This is a genomic window from Actinomadura sp. (assembly GCF_044508335.1).
Taxonomy (GTDB): domain Bacteria; phylum Actinomycetota; class Actinomycetes; order Streptosporangiales; family Streptosporangiaceae; genus Spirillospora.
The window spans coordinates 5,182-23,824 of record NZ_JBIQHY010000020.1 but is presented as its reverse complement, the minus strand read 5'-3'; the positions used below and the strand labels follow the sequence as shown (position 1 = coordinate 23,824).

At 72.0% G+C, this 18,643-nt stretch carries 16 protein-coding genes; 8 read left to right on the top strand and 8 right to left on the bottom strand.

The features are described 5' to 3' along the window. The first annotated feature begins 276 nt into the window (after positions 1-276). Both ACIWVC_RS10460 and ACIWVC_RS10455 read left to right on the top strand, forming a co-directional pair. Positions 277-4,188 carry a CHAT domain-containing protein gene (locus tag ACIWVC_RS10460; protein WP_396454070.1) on the top strand — a complete coding sequence of 1,304 codons (3,912 nt, stop codon included), beginning with the start codon at positions 277-279 and terminating at the stop codon, positions 4,186-4,188. A 237-nt stretch (positions 4,189-4,425) separates the two neighbouring features. Further along, positions 4,426-5,388, top strand: coding sequence for an NBR1-Ig-like domain-containing protein (locus ACIWVC_RS10455; RefSeq protein WP_396454080.1), 963 nt, complete (start codon positions 4,426-4,428; stop codon positions 5,386-5,388). A gap of 43 nt (positions 5,389-5,431) precedes the next feature. Here the strand turns inward: ACIWVC_RS10455 and ACIWVC_RS10450 are convergent, their stop codons facing one another. From ACIWVC_RS10450 to ACIWVC_RS10430, 5 genes are all read right to left on the bottom strand, one after another. Further along, positions 5,432-6,361 carry a peptidase inhibitor family I36 protein gene (locus ACIWVC_RS10450; RefSeq protein WP_396454069.1) on the bottom strand — a complete coding sequence of 310 codons (930 nt, stop codon included), beginning with the start codon at positions 6,359-6,361 and terminating at the stop codon, positions 5,432-5,434. Between the two features lie 48 nt (positions 6,362-6,409). After that, complete coding sequence (locus ACIWVC_RS10445) at positions 6,410-7,255, bottom strand: peptidoglycan-binding protein (RefSeq protein WP_396453041.1); 846 nt, start codon at positions 7,253-7,255, stop codon at positions 6,410-6,412. A 243-nt stretch (positions 7,256-7,498) separates the two neighbouring features. Next, the gene (locus ACIWVC_RS10440) at positions 7,499-8,131 is read right to left on the bottom strand and encodes a 3-oxoacid CoA-transferase subunit B (protein ID WP_396454068.1); all 633 of its coding nucleotides are present in this window, start codon (positions 8,129-8,131) and stop codon (positions 7,499-7,501) included. Between the two features lies 1 nt (position 8,132). Beyond that, on the bottom strand, positions 8,133-8,828 hold the full coding sequence (locus tag ACIWVC_RS10435) for a 3-oxoacid CoA-transferase subunit A (protein ID WP_396453038.1): 696 nt from the start codon (positions 8,826-8,828) through the stop codon (positions 8,133-8,135). Then, entirely contained in the window at positions 8,825-10,021 is a 1,197-nt protein-coding gene (locus ACIWVC_RS10430; protein ID WP_396453036.1) for a thiolase family protein, read from the bottom strand. The genes ACIWVC_RS10435 and ACIWVC_RS10430 overlap by 4 nt, the downstream gene beginning before the upstream one ends. A gap of 72 nt (positions 10,022-10,093) precedes the next feature. Between ACIWVC_RS10430 and ACIWVC_RS10425 the strand changes: the two genes are divergently transcribed. From ACIWVC_RS10425 to ACIWVC_RS10415, 3 genes are all read left to right on the top strand, one after another. Continuing rightward, on the top strand, positions 10,094-10,975 hold the full coding sequence (locus tag ACIWVC_RS10425) for a LysR family transcriptional regulator (protein WP_396454066.1): 882 nt from the start codon (positions 10,094-10,096) through the stop codon (positions 10,973-10,975). A gap of 176 nt (positions 10,976-11,151) precedes the next feature. Next, on the top strand, positions 11,152-11,853 hold the full coding sequence (locus ACIWVC_RS10420; protein ID WP_396454064.1) for a hypothetical protein: 702 nt from the start codon (positions 11,152-11,154) through the stop codon (positions 11,851-11,853). A gap of 24 nt (positions 11,854-11,877) precedes the next feature. Continuing rightward, on the top strand, positions 11,878-12,795 hold the full coding sequence (locus ACIWVC_RS10415) for an NADP-dependent oxidoreductase (protein ID WP_396448807.1): 918 nt from the start codon (positions 11,878-11,880) through the stop codon (positions 12,793-12,795). Positions 12,796-12,836: 41 nt separating this feature from the next. Here ACIWVC_RS10415 and ACIWVC_RS10410 read toward each other — a convergent pair whose 3' ends face one another. The 3 genes from ACIWVC_RS10410 to ACIWVC_RS10400 form a co-directional block, all read right to left on the bottom strand. Further along, complete coding sequence (locus ACIWVC_RS10410) at positions 12,837-13,427, bottom strand: hypothetical protein (protein WP_396448808.1); 591 nt, start codon at positions 13,425-13,427, stop codon at positions 12,837-12,839. 41 nt (positions 13,428-13,468) lie between these two features. After that, a complete protein-coding gene (ctaD, locus tag ACIWVC_RS10405) occupies positions 13,469-15,142 on the bottom strand; it encodes a cytochrome c oxidase subunit I (protein WP_396448809.1) in 1,674 nt (557 codons plus the stop codon). A gap of 352 nt (positions 15,143-15,494) precedes the next feature. Further along, a complete protein-coding gene (locus tag ACIWVC_RS10400) occupies positions 15,495-15,989 on the bottom strand; it encodes a hypothetical protein (RefSeq protein ID WP_396448810.1) in 495 nt (164 codons plus the stop codon). Between the two features lie 99 nt (positions 15,990-16,088). On the opposite strand from ACIWVC_RS10400, the gene ACIWVC_RS10395 reads away from it, so the two are divergent. The 3 genes from ACIWVC_RS10395 to ACIWVC_RS10385 all read left to right on the top strand — a co-directional run. Then, a complete protein-coding gene (locus tag ACIWVC_RS10395) occupies positions 16,089-16,775 on the top strand; it encodes a response regulator transcription factor (protein ID WP_396448811.1) in 687 nt (228 codons plus the stop codon). Then, positions 16,772-18,052 carry a sensor histidine kinase gene (locus ACIWVC_RS10390; RefSeq protein ID WP_396454062.1) on the top strand — a complete coding sequence of 427 codons (1,281 nt, stop codon included), beginning with the start codon at positions 16,772-16,774 and terminating at the stop codon, positions 18,050-18,052. The genes ACIWVC_RS10395 and ACIWVC_RS10390 overlap by 4 nt, the downstream gene beginning before the upstream one ends. Positions 18,053-18,153: 101 nt before the next feature. Next, positions 18,154-18,643: PepSY domain-containing protein (locus ACIWVC_RS10385; protein ID WP_396454060.1), on the top strand; the 490-nt coding region annotated here is incomplete at its 3' end.

The following is an 18,643-nucleotide window of genomic DNA, read 5'->3' as shown; positions in this document are numbered from 1 at the left end:
AGAAGGGCATGGTGCAGCCCTTGCAGCGGGTCGGCCAGGTCCGATCCCGCGCGGAACGAATCGAGTACCCGCTTCAGCGGCTCCGGATCGCCGGTCTGGCCGGAATCGGCTCCACAGCGCAGATCCCTGCGGATGTCCTCTATCCTTGCGCAGACCCATGCCAGGGCGTCGGAGATCTCCTCGGCGGACCTGTGAGGATTCTCGGGCAAGTCGTTTCTCCTCGGGGGTTGGGCTGATCTCGTCATTGTTCAGCAGGATTCGGGGGAGGGAAAGACATTGGCGGAACGGGAAGAACTCCTCGCGGCCATCCGGGTGATCTTAAAACGCGCCTCGGATGCGCGGGATTTCTCGCTGGTACTGGAGGAGGGCCCGGCACTCGCCGACGTCCGGGAACTCACCGAGGCCCTTCAGCAGGAGGAAAACCCACTGTGGGGTGATCTGAATGCCAGGTTCCTGCTCGGCTGGTTGCACTGGTACCGCTTCAGCGCTCTGCCCGAAGGAGAGGACCGGGAGGATCTGGACGCGTCGATCGCGATGTTCCTCCCCTGTTTCATCACCGGCAACACGAAGGTGCCGGAACCGCTCCTCCCCATTCTGGCGGCCGAGGCGGTCTCCACCGCAACGGCCTGGCTGCAGAATGACCTGGCCGGATCCGGCGGGCAGAACTTCCTGGTGGACGCCGCGCGGCTCTGGCAACTCATCGTGGACGCGACTCCCACCGACGACCCTTACCGCCCCGGGCGCCTGGCCAACCTGGGGAACGCGCTGCGCGCTCGGTTTGAGCGGTACGGGGATCCGGCCGACCTGGATGCCGCCGTTCTGGCCGGCCGGCAGTCCGTGGAGGCCCACTCTGCGGACCACCCGGAGCGGGCCGTGGCCCTGGGACTCCTCGGGATCTCCTTGTGGACGCGCTTCAAGCGGGCCGGAGACCCAGCCGACCTGGACGCCGCCATCGAGACGTTCCAAGCGGTGGTGGAGGCCATGCCAACCGACCATCCCGACCGGGGCGGCCGGCTGAGCATTCTGGGCGACTTCCTGCGCGCTCGCTTCGACCGGACGGGGGACCGGGCGGATTTGAGCGCCGGTGTCAACGCATACCGCCAGGCGGTGGAGAGCACGCCCGCCGACCACCGCGACTACGCCGCCCACCTGAACGATCTCGCGATCACACTGCGGTCGAGGTTCGAGCACGCCGGGGACGCGAACGATCTGGACGCCGCCATCGAGACCGGGCGGAGGGCGGCGGAGGCCGTCCCCGCCGACCACCCCGACCGCGTCGCGATCCTCAGCAACCTGGGGAACGCGCTGCGCGCCCGGTTCGAGCGGACGGATGCTCTTACCGATCTGGACGCCGCCGTCCAGGTCGGCCGGCGGGCGGTGGACGCCACGCCCGCAGGTCACCCCGACCTCCCCATCCGGCTCAGCAACCTCGGAAGCACGCTGCGCGTGCTGTACTCGCGCACCGGAGACATGCGCGCCCTGGACGAGGCCATAAGGGTTGAGGAGCGGGCGGGGACAGACATCCCCCTCGATCATTCTGACCGGGCCAAGGTCCTGCACAATCTGGGCGCGGCGCGGTGGGCTCGATTCAGGCGCCTAGGGATGCAGGCCGATCTGGACGCCGCCATCGAGGTGTCCAGGGAGGCGGTGGACGCCACACCGGCGGGGTATCCCGCCCACCCTCTGTATCTGACCCAGCTGGGAGGTCTGCTGCGTGCCCGGTTCGCGCGCACCGGCGATGTGGACGATCTTGATGCCGCCGTCCGCGTCTGCCGGCGGGCGGCCGAAGCGACGCCCGGCGGCCATCGCGACCGCGCCGGGCGCCTGAGCAACCTGGGCGGCGCGCTGCTGGACCGATTCGAGCGCGCCGGTGCGCGGGATGACCTGGAAGCCGCCGTGCGGGTCGCGCGAGAAGCAGTGGGCGCCATGCCGGCGGACCATCCCGATCGGGCCGCGCACCTGAACGGCCTGGGGCGTGCGCTGAGCGCCCGGTTCGAGCGGACGGGCGAGGCGCACGACCTCGATGCCGCCGTCGACGCCTATCGGCAGGCGGCGGACGCCACGCCCCCCGATCATCCCGACCGCACCTGGCGCTTGAGCAGTCTGGGCAACGCACTGAAGACCCGGGGCGAGCGGACCGGGGACCGGCGGGATCTCGACGCCGCCGTCCTGGCCGGACGGCGGGCGGTGGAGGCCGCTCCCGCCGACCACCCCGACCGTGCCGGGCTGCTGAGCAACCTGAGCACCATGCTGGAATCCCGGTTCGAGCACACCGGGGACATGAGCGATGTGGACGCCGCCGTCCAGGTCTCGCAGGAGGCGGTGGAGCTCGTCCCCACCGATCACCCGGACCGCGCCGCGATGTTGAGCAACCTGGGGACCGCACTGAGGACGAGGTTCGGACGCACCGGTGACACGAGCGACCGGGAAGCCGCCCTGGCGGCCTACGCGGAGGCGGCCCGGATCCGCACGGCCGCGCCGACGACGCGCGTCCACACCGGACGTGCGGCCGCTTCGCTGGCCATGGCGGGATCGCGGGCCGCCGAGGCGGCCGATCTGCTGGAGGGCATCGTGCGGCTGCTGCCCGAGGTCGCCCCGCGCCACTTGGAACGGGACGACCGGCAGTATGCGATCAGCGCGTTCGCCGGGCTGGCCGCCGAGGCGGCTGAGGCGGTGCTGTCCGATCCCGCCGCCCCGGACGACGAGCGGCCGGTGCGGGCGCTTCGCGCGCTCGAGGGAGCGCGGGCGGTCCTGCTGAGCCAGACGCTGAGCACCCGCAGCGACCTGACCGACCTGCGGCGACGCCACCCGGAACTGGCCGAGGAGTTCGTCCGGCTGCGCGACCTGCTGGACCGGCCCACCGAACCGCTGAGCCCTCCGACCGGACCGCCCGCGACCGCGCAGCCGGGTGACGGCGAACCGGGCGGCGAGGACGCCGACGCCGGAGGCGGCGCGCGGCGGCTGCGGGACCGGCGCTACGCGGCTGCCGAGCTGACCCGGCTGCTGGCTCGGATCCGGGCGCTGGACGGCTTCGCCGGCTTCGCCCGTCCCCCGGCCCCCGAGCAGTTGATGGCCCAGGCCGCGGACGGTCCCGTGGCGGTCTTCAACATCGGCCGCCGCCGCAGCGACGCCCTGCTGCTGACCGGGACGGGCGTCACCGCGCTGGAGTTGCCGCGTCTCGCCCACGACGAGGTGATCGACCGGATCATCGCCTTCCACCGGGCGCTGGCCGCCGCCACCGACACCGGTGCCGACCGTACCGCCGCCCAAGCGGAGATCCGGGAGATCCTGGGCTGGCTGTGGGACACGGCCGCCGAACCCGTCCTGGACACGCTGGGCCATCGTCGTCCGCCCGCGTCCGGCCAGGAGTGGCCCAGGGTGTGGTGGGCGCCCGGCGGGTTGTTGAGCCTGCTGCCGATCCATGCCGCCGGCCACTACTCCCTTGCCCCCGATCCCGGCCACCGCGCGGTGATGGACAGGGTCGTCTCCTCCTACACACCCACCGTCGGCGCGTTGGCCCACGCCCGTCGCGCCATGGCCACGCCTCGTCCGGTGGACCGCTCACTGATCGTGGCGATGCCGACCACCCCCGGGCAGGGCGAGTTGCCCAACGTGCGGGCCGAGGTGGACATGCTCTGCGCTCGCCTGCCTGGTCCCGTCCTGCTGGAAGAGCCGGGCGAGGACGCGCCCCGCCCCGATCGTCCGGTCCCGACGAAGCCCGGCGTCCTGCGGAATCTGACCGCCTGCGCGATCGCGCATTTCGCCTGCCACGGCCACAACGACCCGGTCGATCCCTCGCGCAGCCGGCTTCTGCTGCACGACCACCGTGAGGACCCGCTAACCGTCGCCGCACTGGAAACGGTGTCTCTGGACGACGCGCGGCTGGCCTACCTTTCGGCGTGCAGCACCGCCTTCACCTCCCGGACCGACCTCCTGGACGAGGCCATCCACCTGGCCTCCGCGTTTCAACTCGCGGGCTTCCCGCACGTCATCGGCACGCTGTGGCCCATCAACGACGCCTGCGCCGTGACCATCGCCGACGACTTCTACGCGGCACTGCACGATGCTGACGGCGTCTTGGACGCGAACCGGGCCGCGTACGCCCTGCATCAGGCCGTGCGTGCCGTGCGCGACACCTACCCGATCACCCCGACGCTGTGGGCCGCGCACATCCACGCGGGGGCCTAGTCCGGGGGGATGTGAAAATCGGAATTTCACCTTAAAAGGGGCCGCTCGCCTCGATGTCTCGTGGGTGAGAAAGGGGCTTGGGGCGATCATGCTGGGGTTTTGTGCGGGGACGCCCTCCGGGGGGCGGCGCGCTTGTGTTGATGATCTTGAAGGGCCGGAGTGGTCGCCGTTACCCGCGGTATCGGGGTGAGGTTGAGGGGAGGGTGGGGGCGCTGTTAGCTTCGGCCGGTGGACGACATGCGTGCACAGGCGGAGGCGATCGAGGACTTCGCGGCGGCTCTGCGGGAACTGCGGGAATCGGTCGGCAATCCGCCCTTCCGGGAGATGTCCGGGCGGTCGGGAGCGATCTCGCACACGACGTTGCACGAGGCCACGAAGGGCAACCGGCTCCCCAGCTGGGGGACGACCGCCGAGTTCGTCAAGGCGTGCGGTGCCGACCCGGAGGAGTTCCGCGAGCGGTGGGAGGCGGCGAACCGGGCGGTCAGGTCGGTGAGCGCCGGACGGGCCGGAGCCCCGCGGGGCGATCTCGCCGCCGGGAGCGCCGCCGAATCCGGCGCCGTGCACGTGGCCATCGGGTCGCCGGAAGCCGCTTCGGGAGGTGATCCGGCGCCCCCGCCCCCGGAGGAGAGCGCGGCTCCGGCGGAGCGGTCCCGGTTGCGGGGGCCGGCCATCGCGGCGCTGGCCGCGGCGGTCGTCGGCGTGGGGACGGTGATCGTCCTCGTCGCCATCGACCGCGGTTCCGGGGACGGCGCGAAACCCGCCGGCAGCAAGGCGAAGGCGGCGCTCTCCCCGGCGGACTGCCCGGTGCAGCAGACCAATCCGCCGCCCGCGCCGCCCACGCACAAGGGCGACGCGGCCGCGTTCATCGCGGACATCACGCTGCCCGACTGCACGCGCGTCGCCGGCGGGAAGACCGTGACCAAGGTGTGGCGGCTGAAGAACGTCGGGAAGGTGCCGTGGGAGGGGTATTCGCTGCGCCGGCTCGACGTTCCGCAGCAGGCCGACCAATGCCAGACCATTTCCGATGTGCCGATCGACGATACGCGGCCGGGGAAGATGGTCGACATCAGGACTCAGATCACCACGCCGCGCAAACCCGGCCTGTGCTATGTGCGGTTCAAGATGGTGGACGCTTCCGGAAAGGTCGCGTTCCCCGGAAACCGGCCGGTCAACTTCCAGGTCATCGTCGAGGGACGGTAGTTCCCCGCCGCGGCGGGCGCGGCGGGGAACCATCGCGGGGCGGTCAGGAGAGCGTGATCCCGCTGTAGTAGGCCTTGAGGATTCTGGAGTAGCTCCAGCCCGCGTTGGCCTTGTCACGGGAGCCGTACTGCGACATCCAGTCCCCGGTGACCCATCCGCCGCACGCCGTCGTCGTGGAGCAGTAGTGGGCCTGCAGGATCTTTCCGCCGCGGGTCATCCGGGTGCCCCACGTCGCGTCCACCGCGGAACTGGTCGTCGCCTGCGCCGAACCCGGCTTGTACACCTGGCTCGACGTGGTGTCGTAGACGTCGAAGCACCGGCCGTCAGACGTCTTGCGCGTCGAGTGCAGCGCCCAGTACCAGCCGTAGCTCTTCACGGCCATCGCCCCGGCCTTGAGCGACTCCTTCGGCCAGCTCGGCACCCACTCGTTGGGCAGGACGTTCTTGACGTAGGTCTTGAACGCCACCCTGTCCACCCGGTTCAGGGAGACCCGGTACACCAGGATCGTCGTGGGCAGCTTGCTGTCCGTCCCGTCGGTCTTGCATCCGGTCGGGCCGGAGCTCAGGAACTGGTGGGAGGCGTTCTGGTTCTTCAGGCTGGAGTTGAGGTTGCCCTTGGCGCCGGCCTTGAAGTCCTGGTAGGTGCCGCCGTAGTTGCTGTTGTAGTAGACCCGGACCGTCTTGCTGCTGCGGTTCCAGACGGAGGCGGCGTTGTTCTTGATGCACTGCCCCTTGCCGTTGCCCGAGCCCTTGAAGTCGTAGCAGGACGGCTGCTGGGTGCCGTAGTCGGCGACCGACCCGGTGAAGTCGGAGACCGACCCGGCGTTGTCGCTGTTGTAGTAGTAGCAGAACTCCCCGCTCTCGCAGACGCCGTTGCGGGCGGCGGCCGAGGCGGGCGAGGCGAGCGCGGCCGCCGCGCCGCCGAGCGCGATGGCGGCCGTCGTCGCGGTGAGGACCTTGCTGAGCGTGCTCATCCTTCATCTCCTTCGTTCACGGATCTTGGCGGGTCTACGGACGGGAGGTCAGCGGCGCTGGTATTCCTCCCAGGTGCGGATGGCCACCTTCGGGCCGTCGTCCGGTTTCCGGTCGGCGAGCCCGTTCAGGCCGAGGTAGTAGTCGCCGGTCTGGTGCTGGGCCTGGGTGGACAGGTCGGTGTCGCTGATGGCGGCGGCGTGGATGTGCCACGGCCAGTCGCCCTGGGCGGGGCTGCGCACCCAGGCGGCGAAGCCGACCCGGCGCAGCGCGCGGGCGGCCGCGGTGCGGGTCGCGGAGCTCATCCCCTCGACCGAGATGTCGACGACGCCTCCGCCGTCATGGGTGCCCGCGGACGTGGGGTCGCCGCCCGGGTTGTACGACCCCTGCTCCAGCACGAGGCGGCGGCCGAGCAGCCGCTCCGCCTCGGCGAGCATGTCCCGCGTCCGGGTGTTGATGACGGCGCCGTCGCCGGCGGTCACGCGGGCGCCCGGGCCGATGGCGCGGGTGACGGTGAAGCGGCCAGCTCCCAGCTTGGTGAGGGACGTCCTGCCGGGCAGCCCGTTGGCGTCGAGCCCGGAGTAGCCGAGCGACCTCTGGTACTCGGCGTAGGCCGCGATCGTGGTGGTGCCGAAGTAGCCGTCCACCCACCGGTCGTCGAGGAGGTTCCTGTCGCGCAGCGCCCGCTCGACGAGCAGGACGCTCGCCTTGGCGCCGGGCGTCAGCGTGTCGTCGGCCCGCCGCGGGTCGATCTGGGCCGCCTTGACGGTGGCCTCCATGTCCACGCTGGGGAGGGCCTTGGCGTCGGCGGCCCTGGCCGGCGCCCCCGACGCCCCGGCCAGGGGAGTGAGCAGCGCGGCCGCCAGGAGGGCGGCCGCGTATGACGGCAGCTTCATCGTGATCTCCTAGTGCGGGCGAAGGGAGCGGAGCCCGCGGCGGAGACCACGGTCACCCATGGCTCAGCCGTTCACAAGAAGATCGTTGTTGTCAGCCTGTACGCCTGCCACTCCCGTACAGCCGGACACGATCTGACATGCGCTGACGCGCGGGGGCGCGGCGTCCGGCGCGCCGCCCGGTTCCGCGGAATCGGCGGAACCGGGACGCGCGGTCGTCGGGCCGATGCGACGGGGGTGCGGCCGTCAGGCCGCCTTGAGGGGGACGGGCACCCGGTCGCGCAGCTCGTCGACCGTGACGCCGAAGGTCTCCCTGACCGACGCCCCGTCCGGGCCGACGTCGATGACGGCGACGTCGGTGTAGACCCGGCTGACGCAGCCGACGCCCGTCAGCGGATAGGTGCATTCGGGCACCAGCTTCGACCGCCCCTTCTTGTCGAACAGCGTCATCATCACGAAGACCTGCTTGGCGCCGATGGCGAGGTCCATCGCGCCGCCGACGGCCGGGATGGCGTCGGGCGCGCCGGTGCTCCAGTTGGCGAGGTCCCCGGAGGCGGAGACCTGGAACGCGCCCAGCACGCACACGTCCAGGTGGCCGCCGCGCATCATGGCGAAGGAGTCAGCGTGGTGGAAGTAGGACGCGCCGGGCAGCTCGGTCACCGGGACCTTCCCGGCGTTGGTGAGGTCGGGGTCGATCTGGTCGCCGGCCGCGGCGGGCCCCATGTTGAGCATGCCGTTCTCGGTGTGCAGCACGATGCCCGAGCCGTCCGGGAGGTGGTCGGCGACCTTGGTGGGGCGGCCGATGCCGAGGTTGACATAGGAGCCGGCCGGGATGTCGCGGGCGACGATCGCGGCCAGCTCGTCCGGGGTCAGGGACATGTCAGCGCGCTCCTTGGACCGTGTAGTGCCGGGCCTCGACCCGCACCACGCGGTCGACGTAGATGCCGGGCGTGACGACCGTCTCCGGGTCGATGCCGCCGACGGGGACGATCCCGCCCACCTGCACGATCGTGGTGGTCGCGGCCGTCGCCATGACGGGCCCGAAGTTGCGGGCCGTCTTGCGGTAGACGAGGTTGCCCATCGCGTCGGCCCGGTGGGCGCTGATCAGCGCCACGTCGCCCTTGATGGGGTACTCCAGGACGTACTCGCGCCCGTCGATGGTCCGGGTCTCCTTGCCCTCGGCCAGCGGGGTGCCCACCGCGGTCGGGCAGTAGAAGGCGCCGATGCCCGCGCCGGCGGCGCGCATCCGCTCGGCGAGGTTGCCCTGCGGCACGATCTCCAGCTCGATCTTCCCCGCCCGGTAGAGCTCGTCGAAGACGTAGGAGTCGCTCTGCCGGGGGAACGAGCAGACCACCTTCCGGACGCGCCCGGCCTTGAGCAGCGCGGCCAGCCCGACGTCCCCGTTCCCGGCGTTGTTGGACACGATGGTGAGGTCCTTCGCGCCCTGCCGGATCAGCCCGTCGATGAGGTCGAACGGCATCCCGGCGAAGCCGAAGCCGCCGACCAGGACGGTGCTCCCGTCCTCGATGCCGCGCACCGCCTCGTCGACGCTCTCCACGATCTCGGTGCGGCTCACGCCCCGGCTCCCGCGCTCGCCGCGTCCGTGTTCTCCAGGACGACGGCCAGGCCCTGCCCGACCCCGATGCAGATCGCGGCGACGCCCCAGCGCTCGCCGCGCTCGCGGAGCACCTTCGCGAGCGTGCCCAGCACGCGCGCGCCGCTGGCCCCGAGCGGATGGCCGATCGCGATCGCACCGCCCCGGGTGTTGACGATCTCCGGGTCGACCCCCCAGGCGTCGACGCAGACCAGCGACTGGACGGCGAAGGCCTCGTTCAGCTCCACCGCGCCGACCCGGTCCCAGCCGATCCCGGCCCGCGCGAGGGCGCGGTTCGCCGCCTCGACGGGGGCGTAGCCGAACTCCTGCGGGTCGAGCGCGAACGCGCCGCGCCCGGCGATGCGGGCGAGCGGGTCGAGGCCGATCAGGTCGGCGGCGGCCGCCGAGCCGAGCAGCAGCGCGGACGCGCCGTCGCTCAGCGGCGAGGCGTTGCCCGCGGTGATGGTGCCGTCCGGGCGGAAGCTGGGCTTGAGCTTCGCCAGCTTCTCCAGCGAGGTGTCGGCGCGGATCCCCTCGTCGCGCTTCAGCTCCCCGGCGGGGACGGTCAGGTCGTCGTAGAAGCCCTCGTCCCACGCGGCCGCCGCGAGCCGGTGCGAACGCAGCGCGAAGGCGTCCTGGCGTTCGCGGCTGACGCCGTACTTCTCCTGGAGCATCTCGTTGGCCCCGCCGAGCGAGACCGTCCACTCCTTCGGCATGCGCGGGTTCACCAGGCGCCAGCCGAGCGTCGTCGAGACCGCGGCGAGGTCGCCGGCCGGGAAGCCCTTGGCGGGCTTCGGCAGCACCCACGGCGCCCGCGTCATCGACTCGACCCCGCCCGCCAGGACCACGTCGGCGTCGCCCGTCTCGATCGCCCGGGAGCCGATCATCGCCGCGTCGAGGCTGGAGCCGCACAGCCGGTTGACGGTCGTGCCCGGCACGCTCGTCGGCAGCCCGGCGAGCAGCGCGGCCATCCGGCCGACGTTGCGGTTCTCCTCGCCCGCGCCGTTCGCGTTGCCCCAGACGACGTCGCCGATCGCCGCCGGGTCCAGCCGCGGTGCCCGGTCCAGCAGCGCGGTGATCACGCCGGCCGCGAGGTCGTCCGGGCGGACGCCGGACAGCGCGCCGTTGAACCGGCCGAACGGCGTCCGGACGGCGGAGTACAGATAGGAGCTCATGGCTCCGAGGCTAGGCGGCCTCCCTTGATACAGTGAAGTATCAATATTTGCACTGATTGAGACGAACTATCGATGGATCTCCGTCGCCTGCGGTACTTCATCGCCGTCGCAGAGGAACTGCACTTCGGCCGGGCCGCCGAGCGGCTCAACATGGCGCAGCCGCCGCTGTCGCAGGCGATCCGGCGGCTGGAGGCCGAGCTCGGCGTGACCCTGCTGCACCGGTCCACGCGCCGGGTCGACCTCACCGACGCGGGCCGCGCCTACCTGGTCCGCGCCCGGAAGATCCTCGGCGAGGTGGACGAGGCGGCGCACGAGGCCCGCCGGGTGGCCGCCGGCGCCGTCGGCCATCTCGCCATCGGCTGCGTGGGGTCGGCGACCTACAGCCTGCTGCCCGCGATCTCCCGCGGCCTGTCCATGGAACTGCCCGGCGTCGACTTCTCCTTCCGCGGCGAGATGCTGGCCCCCGACCAGGCCACGGCCCTGCGGACCGGCGAGATCGACCTGGCCCTGCTGCGGCCGCCGAGCGCCGACCCCTCGCTGACCGTGCTGCCGCTGCGCCGGGACCGGCTCGTCGTCGCCGTCCCCGCCGACCACCGCCTGGCCGCCCTCCCGCAGCTGGCGGTCACCGACCTGGCGGGCGCGGGCCTCATCGTGCACTCCGCCGACCGGCGGTCGGTGATGTACGACGTCGTGGTCGGGCTCTTCCGCGACGCCGGCGCGGAACCCCGGATCCGCCACGAGGTCGGCGAGACCTCCACGCTGATCACCCTGGTCGCGGGCGGGCTCGGCGTCGCCGTCGTCCCGGAACCGGTGACGGCCCTGGCCCTCGAAGGCGTCGCCTACCGGCCGCTGGCGAGTCCGGCCGTGGACGTCGAGCTGGCCATCGCGCACCGCACCGACCGCACCGAGCCGCACCTGGCCCGGGCCGTCTCGCTCATCCGGGAGATCGTCTGACCGGAGCCCCGCGCAAGCGGGGAATGCGTCGCGGGGAATTCCTTGGCGACGGGGTGGAGATTTATTGAGGTTGAGCAGCTTCCGCCGGGAAGGATGCTGTTCATGGTGGACACATTGCCCCCTGCGAGGTCTTGATCTCGACCGGTTTTTGTAGCGCTAGTCGAAAAGGGGGCGTAATGAAGGCTTTCGTGATGAAGGAGATCGGGCAGGTCGGCCTGGTCGACAAGCCCGTGCCGAAGCCCGGTCCATTGGACGCCATCGTGCGGACGAACGCCGCGCTGATCTGCACCTCGGATTCCCGCACGGTCCAGGACGCCGTACGCCACACCCGCCGGGCACGCTACCTCGCAGGCAGCATCAACGGCCGGGACGTCCCCGCCTACATTGACGAGGACGGCGTTGACCCTCACAACCGCACCGAGACCTTCGCCGAGGTGGAACTGCACCTGGAAAGCTGGCGCTGGTCGGACACGACCTTCCGGCTCCGCAGCGGCAAGGCCCTCAAGGACGACCGCAAGGAGGTCGCGGTGCACTTCCGTCCCGTGCCGCACCTGCCTTTCGGCCACACAGGCGAGGCCGTTCCCAACGTGCTCCGTTTCGGGCTCGACCCGGAGGACATGACGCTCGGGCTCAACGCCATCGGCTCCGGCGCGCGAACCCTCACCCCTCTCACCATGACCGCGCAGATGGAGACCCCCGACCTGCCCGCCTACGGCCGGCTGCTCCTGGACGTCCTGCACGGCAACGCGGCCCTGTCGATCCGAGGCGACGAGGCGGAAGAGGCATGGCGGGTCCTGACCCCGGTAATGTCCGCCTGGTCCAAGGACCTGGTTCCCCTCCAGGAATACCCGGCAGGCACCACCGGCCCAACCACCTGAACACAGCGCACATGGAGGTGCCGGATGAAGGCGATCGTGGTGACGGACGAGGCCGCGGGAACAGCCGGGATGACGCTGACGGAGCGGCCCGAGCCGCCGGCGGCGATCAACGACGTCATCGTCCAGGTCCACGCGGCGGGATTCGTCCCGACCGAGCTGGCGTGGCCCTCGACCTGGGCCGATCGCAGCGACCGCGACCGGACGCCGTCGATCCCCGGCCACGAACTGGCCGGAGTGGTCACCGCCCTCGGCTACGGCACGACGGGCCTGTCCGTGGGACAGCGGGTGTTCGGCCTCACCGACTGGCACCGCGACGGCACCCTGGCCGAGTACACGGCCGTCGAGGCGCGCAACCTCGCGCCCCTGCCGGGTGACGTCGACTTCACGGTGGGCGCGAGCCTGCCGATCTCAGGGCTGACCGCGTGGCAGGGACTGTTCCGGCACGGCCGCCTCCAGGCGGGGCAGAGCGTCCTCGTGCACGGCGCCGCCGGCGCGGTCGGGTCGATGGCGACGCAGCTCGCGCGCGAGTCCGGCGCCTACGTCATCGGCACCGGACGCACCGCCGACCGCCAGAAGGCGCTCGACTTCGGCGCGGCAGAGTTCGTCGACCTCGGAACCGATGCGCTGGAAGACGCCGGCGGCGTCGACCTGGTGTTCGACGTCATCGGCGGCGACGTCCAGAAGCGATCCGCGCGCCTGATCCGAGCCGGAGGAACCCTGGTGACCGTCGTCGGCCCGCCCGAGGCGCGGCCCGCCGACGGCCTGGCGATCGACTTCGTCGTGGAGTCCGACCGTGCCCAGCTGGCTGAGATCGTCCAGCGAGTACGCGACGGACGGCTGCGCACGAACATCGGCGAAGTCGCGCCCCTCGACGACGCCGTCGCCACCCTCGACTCGACCGGACGCCGCAAGGGCAAGACGATAGTTCGCGTCCGCGCATGAGCGCGCGCAGGTGAGATCGCGGCCGGCCGGGCGGCGGTCCTTCACAGGTGCGGGGTCAGGTGGCTGATCTCGCGGTCCCATCGGCGGTAGCGGAAGCGGTCGAGGCCCGCGCGCAGAAGCCGGTGGAGGGTCAGCGCGAGCGCCCCCGCGAGGATCGGGACGGTGACGAGGACGATCGTCGCTCTGAGGCCGGTGGTCGAGCGGCTCTGCGGCGGATGGGTCGTCCGGCCGGACCGGTCCACCCAGACGCGCACGGTCTCCCCGGTCCGGTGCCTGAGCCCGAGGAGGGCGCCGGCGCTGCGCCGGCCGCCGCCGGGGTCGGTCCAGGAGACCACGGCGGTCCGGGGCGGCGCCGGGCCCGGGCCGTCCGGGTCGCCCATGGGCCGCACCACGGTCGCCGTCACCTGCCGGCGGGTCGCCTTCTGGTGCTGTTCGGCGCGCACGCCCGCGTCGTAGACGGCGTGCGCGGCGAAACCGGCCCCCACGGGTCCGGCGATGACGAACAGCATGAAGAGCACGACCCCGGCGGCCAGCTGGACGCGGTCCTCGGCCCGCCACAGCCCGCTGCGGCAGAAGCCGAGGACGCGACGCCTCCGGTTGAGCCGTCCCAGCAGCGCCTCGAAGCGTCCCATGCCCGGGTTCCCCAGCCTGTGCCCGCTCACGGCGCCCGCCGCTAAGAACCCTCGATCTTCGCGGCGTACTCGGGGTGATGCAGGTCGAACGCGGGACGCGTCGACCGGATGCGCGGGATGCGGTGGAAGTTGTGCCGCGGCGGCGGGCACGAGGTCGCCCATTCCAGTGAGCCGCCGCATCCCCACGGGTCGTCGACGCCCACGAGAGGCGCCTGCTTCGCCGTGCGCCAGATGTTCCAGAGGAACGGCAGGGTCGAGATCCCGAGCAGGAGCGCGCCGAATGAGGAGACCTGGTTGAGGAACGTGAACTCCTCCGGGTAGTCGGAGTACCGCCGCGGCATTCCCTGCACGCCCAGCAGATGCTGCACCAGGAAGGTGGTGTGGAAGCCGATGAAAAGGGTCCAGAAGTGCACCTTGCCCCAGCCTTCGTGCAGCTTCTTCCCGGTCATCTTCGGCCACCAGAAGTAGAAGCCCGCGAACATCGCGAACACCACCGTGCCGAACAGCGTGTAGTGGAAGTGGGCGACGAGGAAGTAGGTGTCGCTCACCGAGAAGTCGATCGGCGGGGAGGCGAGCATGACTCCGGTCAGCCCGCCGAACAGGAACGTCACCAGGAACCCGACGCAGAACAGCATCGGCGCCTCGAAGGTCAGCTGGCCGCGCCACATGGTTCCGACCCAGTTGAAGAACTTGATCCCGGTCGGGACGGCGATCAGGAACGTCAGGAACGAGAAGAACGGCAGGAGCACCTGGCCGGTGGTGAACATGTGGTGCGCCCACACCGACATCGACAGTCCCGCGATCACCATCGTGGCCCCGACCATGCCGATGTACCCGAACACCGGCTTGCGCGAGAACACCGGGATCACCTCGGAGACGATCCCGAAGAACGGAATCGCGATCACGTACACCTCGGGATGGCCGAAGAACCAGAACAGGTGCTGGAAGAGCAGGTCGCCGCCGTGCGCGGGGTCGAAGATGTGCGCGCCCAGCTTCCGGTCGGCCTCCAGCGCGATCAGCACGGCCGCCAGCGGCGGGAAGATCGCGAGGATCATGAAGCTGGTGAACAGGATGTTCCACGTGAAGATCGGCATCCGGAACATCGTCATGCCCGGGGCCCGCATGCACAGGATCGTGGTGATGAAGTTGACCCCGGCGAGGATCGTCCCGACGCCGCCCAGCGTCAGCCCGATGATGCCCATGTCGGCGCCGATCCCGGGGCTGTACGTCGAGTCCGACAGCGGCGGGTACATGTACCAGCCGAAGCTCGCCGCGCCGCCGGGCGTCAGGAACGAGCCGGCGGCGATGAGCCCGCCGAAGAGGAACAGCCAGTAGCCGAGCATGTTCAGCCGGGGGAACGCCACATCGGGCGCGCCGATCTGCAGCGGCACCAGCACGTTCGCGAACCCGACCAGCATCGGCGTCGCGAACAGCAGCAGCATGATCAGCCCGTGCATGGTGAACAGCTGGTTGAACTGCTCGTTGGACGTCAGCTGCAGCCCCGGCTTGGCCAGCTCGCCCCTGATGACCAGCGCCATCAGCCCGCCGATCAGGAAGAACCCGAACGCGGTGACCATGTACATGTAGCCGATCACCTTGTGGTCGGTCGAGGTGATCCACGAGACGATCGCCGACCCCTGCCGCGCGCTGCGGGTCGGGACGACCTCGCCGCGGCCGGCGGTGACGGGCGCGGCGTGTTCATTCTCCAGAGTCAATGGCCATCTCCGCTTTTCCTGGTCTCTGCGCCGTCTCCGGGGTCGGGAGCACCGGCCTGATCCGGCTCTCCCCGCTCCATCCCTGCTCCATGGGGGACGCGCGCGTTCCCGGGACGGCGGACCCGCCCCCGGAGCACCCGTCCCGGATGGCCTGCCGGAGCACCTCGAAGGGTGGAGCACCGCGATTCGCGAAGACATGGGCGAAGGTCCCGAACCCGAGGGCCCTGTAGCCCTTGACAATCGCGGCCCGAGACGTCCAGGCGATCAGTGCGGCCGTGCGGTGATGCCGGTGACCCGTGGAAGGCCCGGCGGCCGGGCCGGTGCCGCCACCAGCGGAGGCGCGGGCGGCCGGTCAGCCGCGGCCGCGGCCGCCGTGACCGCGGCGGTGGCCGTCGTCCTTGCGGGAGCTCGCGGTCGGGCCGTCGGGTCCGCAGGTCACCGTGACCTCGTACTCGGCGTCGTCGGACTCGAACTTCAGGGACGCCTCCCGCGCCGGGCCCCGCCTGGCGTCCTCCGCCTCGAAGCCCTGCCGCGGGCTCCACGCGACGAGCCGGGCCCGGCCCGCGGCGCACCTCGCGGTGACGCTGCCGCCTTCGGTGCGGAGGACCTTCGTGACCTCGTCGCCCGGAGACGCGGGCGCAGCGGTTCCGGTGGGCGGCTTGGAAGAGGCGGTCGCGGGGACGGCCGGGCTGCTCAGCCCCTGCCTGACGCTGTCCCGGTCGAGCGTCTGGGCCCGCGAACCGGTGATGCCGTCCTCGAGCACACCGATCGCGGCGATGCCGACGGTGGTCGCCGCCACCAGCGCCACCAGCCAGCCGGCGATGCCGAGCAGGACCCGTCGCCTCATGGTCCCATCATCGCCCGCCCATTCCTAAGGCCAGGTTAAGACGGCGGTAACGTCCGTTCGGGGCAGTTCACGGCACATTCCGCGGGTTACCGTGCATACGTGGCACAGGTGCTGCTGGTCGAGGACGACGCCAAGATCCGGACCACGCTCGTCCGGGCGCTCGGAGAGCTGGGCCACGCCGTGGCTTCGGCGAACACCGCGATGAGCGGGCTCAAGCAGGCCGTCGAGGAGCGGCCCGACGTGGTGGTGCTCGACCTCGGCCTTCCCGATCTCGACGGCGGCGAGGTGCTGCGCATGCTCCGCGCGGTCAGCCGGGTGCCGGTGATCGTGGCGACCGCGCGCGACGACGAGCGGGAGATCGTGCGGGTGCTCGACGCGGGCGCCGACGACTACGTGGTCAAACCGTTCGGCGCGGCGCAGCTGGACGCCCGCATCCGCGCGGTGTTCCGGCGCGCCCGGCAGGAGGAGGCCGGCGACCCCGCTCTCGTGGTCGGCGGGCTCCGGGTGGAGCCGCGCACCCGCGTGGCGTCGCTCGACGGCGTCCCGCTCGATCTGAGCCCGAAGGAGTTCGACCTGCTGCACTATCTCGCGCAGCGGCCCGGCGAGGTGATCAGCAAGCGGGAGCTGCTCACCGAGGTGTGGCGGACGGTGTACGGCAGCGCGGACAAGACCGTCGACGTGCATCTGTCCTGGCTGCGCCGCAAGCTGGGCGAGACCGCGCAGGACCCGCGGTACGTGCGCACGGTGCGCGGCGTCGGCGTCAAGCTCGTCGATCCGGCCCCATGAGCCGCAGGCTGACGCTGCTGGTGGCGGCCACGACGTCGCTGGTCCTGCTCGCGTTCCTCGTGCCGCTCGCGCTGCTCGTCCGCACCGTGGCGGCCGACCGGGCGACGAGCTCCGCGACGATCGCGGCCGAGTCGGTGGCCGCGCTGGTGACCACGCTCGACCGGCCCGCGCTCGCGAACGCCCTCGACCAGGCCGGCGCGGGCACCGGGGAGTGGCCGGTCACCGTGTTCCTCCCCGGCGGGACCGTCCTCGGCCGCCCGGCGCCCCGGTCGCCCGCCGTCGACCTGGCCGCCCGCGGCGGCAGCCTCACGGCGCAGGCGCCGGGCGGGCGGGAGATCCTCGTGGCCGTCCAGGGCCTGCCGGACGGCACCGCGGTCGTCCGCACGTTCGTGCCGGACGCCGCGCTGACCCGGGGGGTGATGCGGGCCTGGCTGATCCTCGCGGCGCTGGGGGTCGTCCTGCTGGGGCTGAGCCTGGCGGTCGCCTGGCGGATGGCGAGATCGCTCGTCCAGCCGACGCACGACCTCGCCGTCGTGTCGCACCGGCTCGCCGCCGGGGACCTCGACGCGCGGGCACGGCCGGCGGGCCCCGCCGAGTTGCGCGAGGTGTCGGCCGCGCTCAACCACCTGGCCGGACGGATCCGGGAGCTGCTCGCGCAGGAGCGGGAGGCGGCCGCCGACCTGTCGCACCGGCTGCGCACCCCGCTCACCGCGCTGCGCCTGGACGTCGAGACGCTGCGGGACCCCGGCGAGGCCGCGCGGGTCGGCGCCTCGGTCGACGCGCTGGAGCGGGCCGTGACCCAGATCATCGAGGACGCCCGCCGCCCGGCGCCCGCGGCGGCCGCGGCGGCCGGCTGCGACGCGACCGAGGTCGTCGCCGAGCGGGTGCGGTTCTGGACGGTCCTGGCCGACGACCAGGACCGGCGCCTCACCGCCCGGCTTCCGCCGGCGCCCCTGCATGTGGCGCTGAGCCGCGACGACCTGGCGGCGGCCGTCGACGCGCTGATCGAGAACGTCTTCGCCCACACCCCCGAGGGGACGGCCTTCACGATCCGCCTGGACGCCGTGCCCGCGGGCGGTGCGCGGCTCACCGTCGCCGACGAGGGACCCGGTTTCGACTCGCCCCGGTCGCTGGAGCGCGGGGCCAGCGGGTCCGGGTCGAGCGGCCTCGGCCTCGACATCGTCCGCCGCGCCGCCGAGGACTCGGGCGGGACGATGTCGGTCGGCCGCTCCCCGGAGGGCGGCGCGGTGGTGGAACTCGACCTCGGCAATCCTTAGCGCGACCTTAGGGACGCGGTAGCGCGGCCCTATCCGCGTTCGGGCGAACCTCTCGGTGGCACGGACTCCTGAAGCGGGGGCCCGGAGAAGGAGGTCGCAAGATGCGGAGGACCACACTGATCGCCGGGGTCGCGGGCGCCGCGATCGTGCTCGGCGGCGGAGTCGCCCTGGCCAACGGGGGCGGGAGCACACCGCCGGGCGGGACCGGCCGCGCGGCTGCGGTGGCGCCGTCGGCGAGCCCGTCGACGCCGGCCGCGCCGAAGGCGCCGGTGACGCCGAGGGCGCCGGGGGCCATCGACTCCGGGGAGGCCGCGCGGATCGCCCTGCGGGTGGTCCCCGGCGGCTGGATCGAGTCGGTCGAACTCGAGACCGAGCACGGCCGCACCGTCTGGGACGTCGACGTGATCGTGAACGGGGTCGAACACGACATCCACATCGACGTCCGGACCGGGACGGTGCTCAGGCACAGGACCGACGACGACAGAGGCCGAGGCCGAGACGACCGGGGCCACGACGACCGGGGCCACGACGACCGGGGCCACGGCCGGGGGCACGACGACCGGGGCCGCCACCACGGCGGTCACCACGACG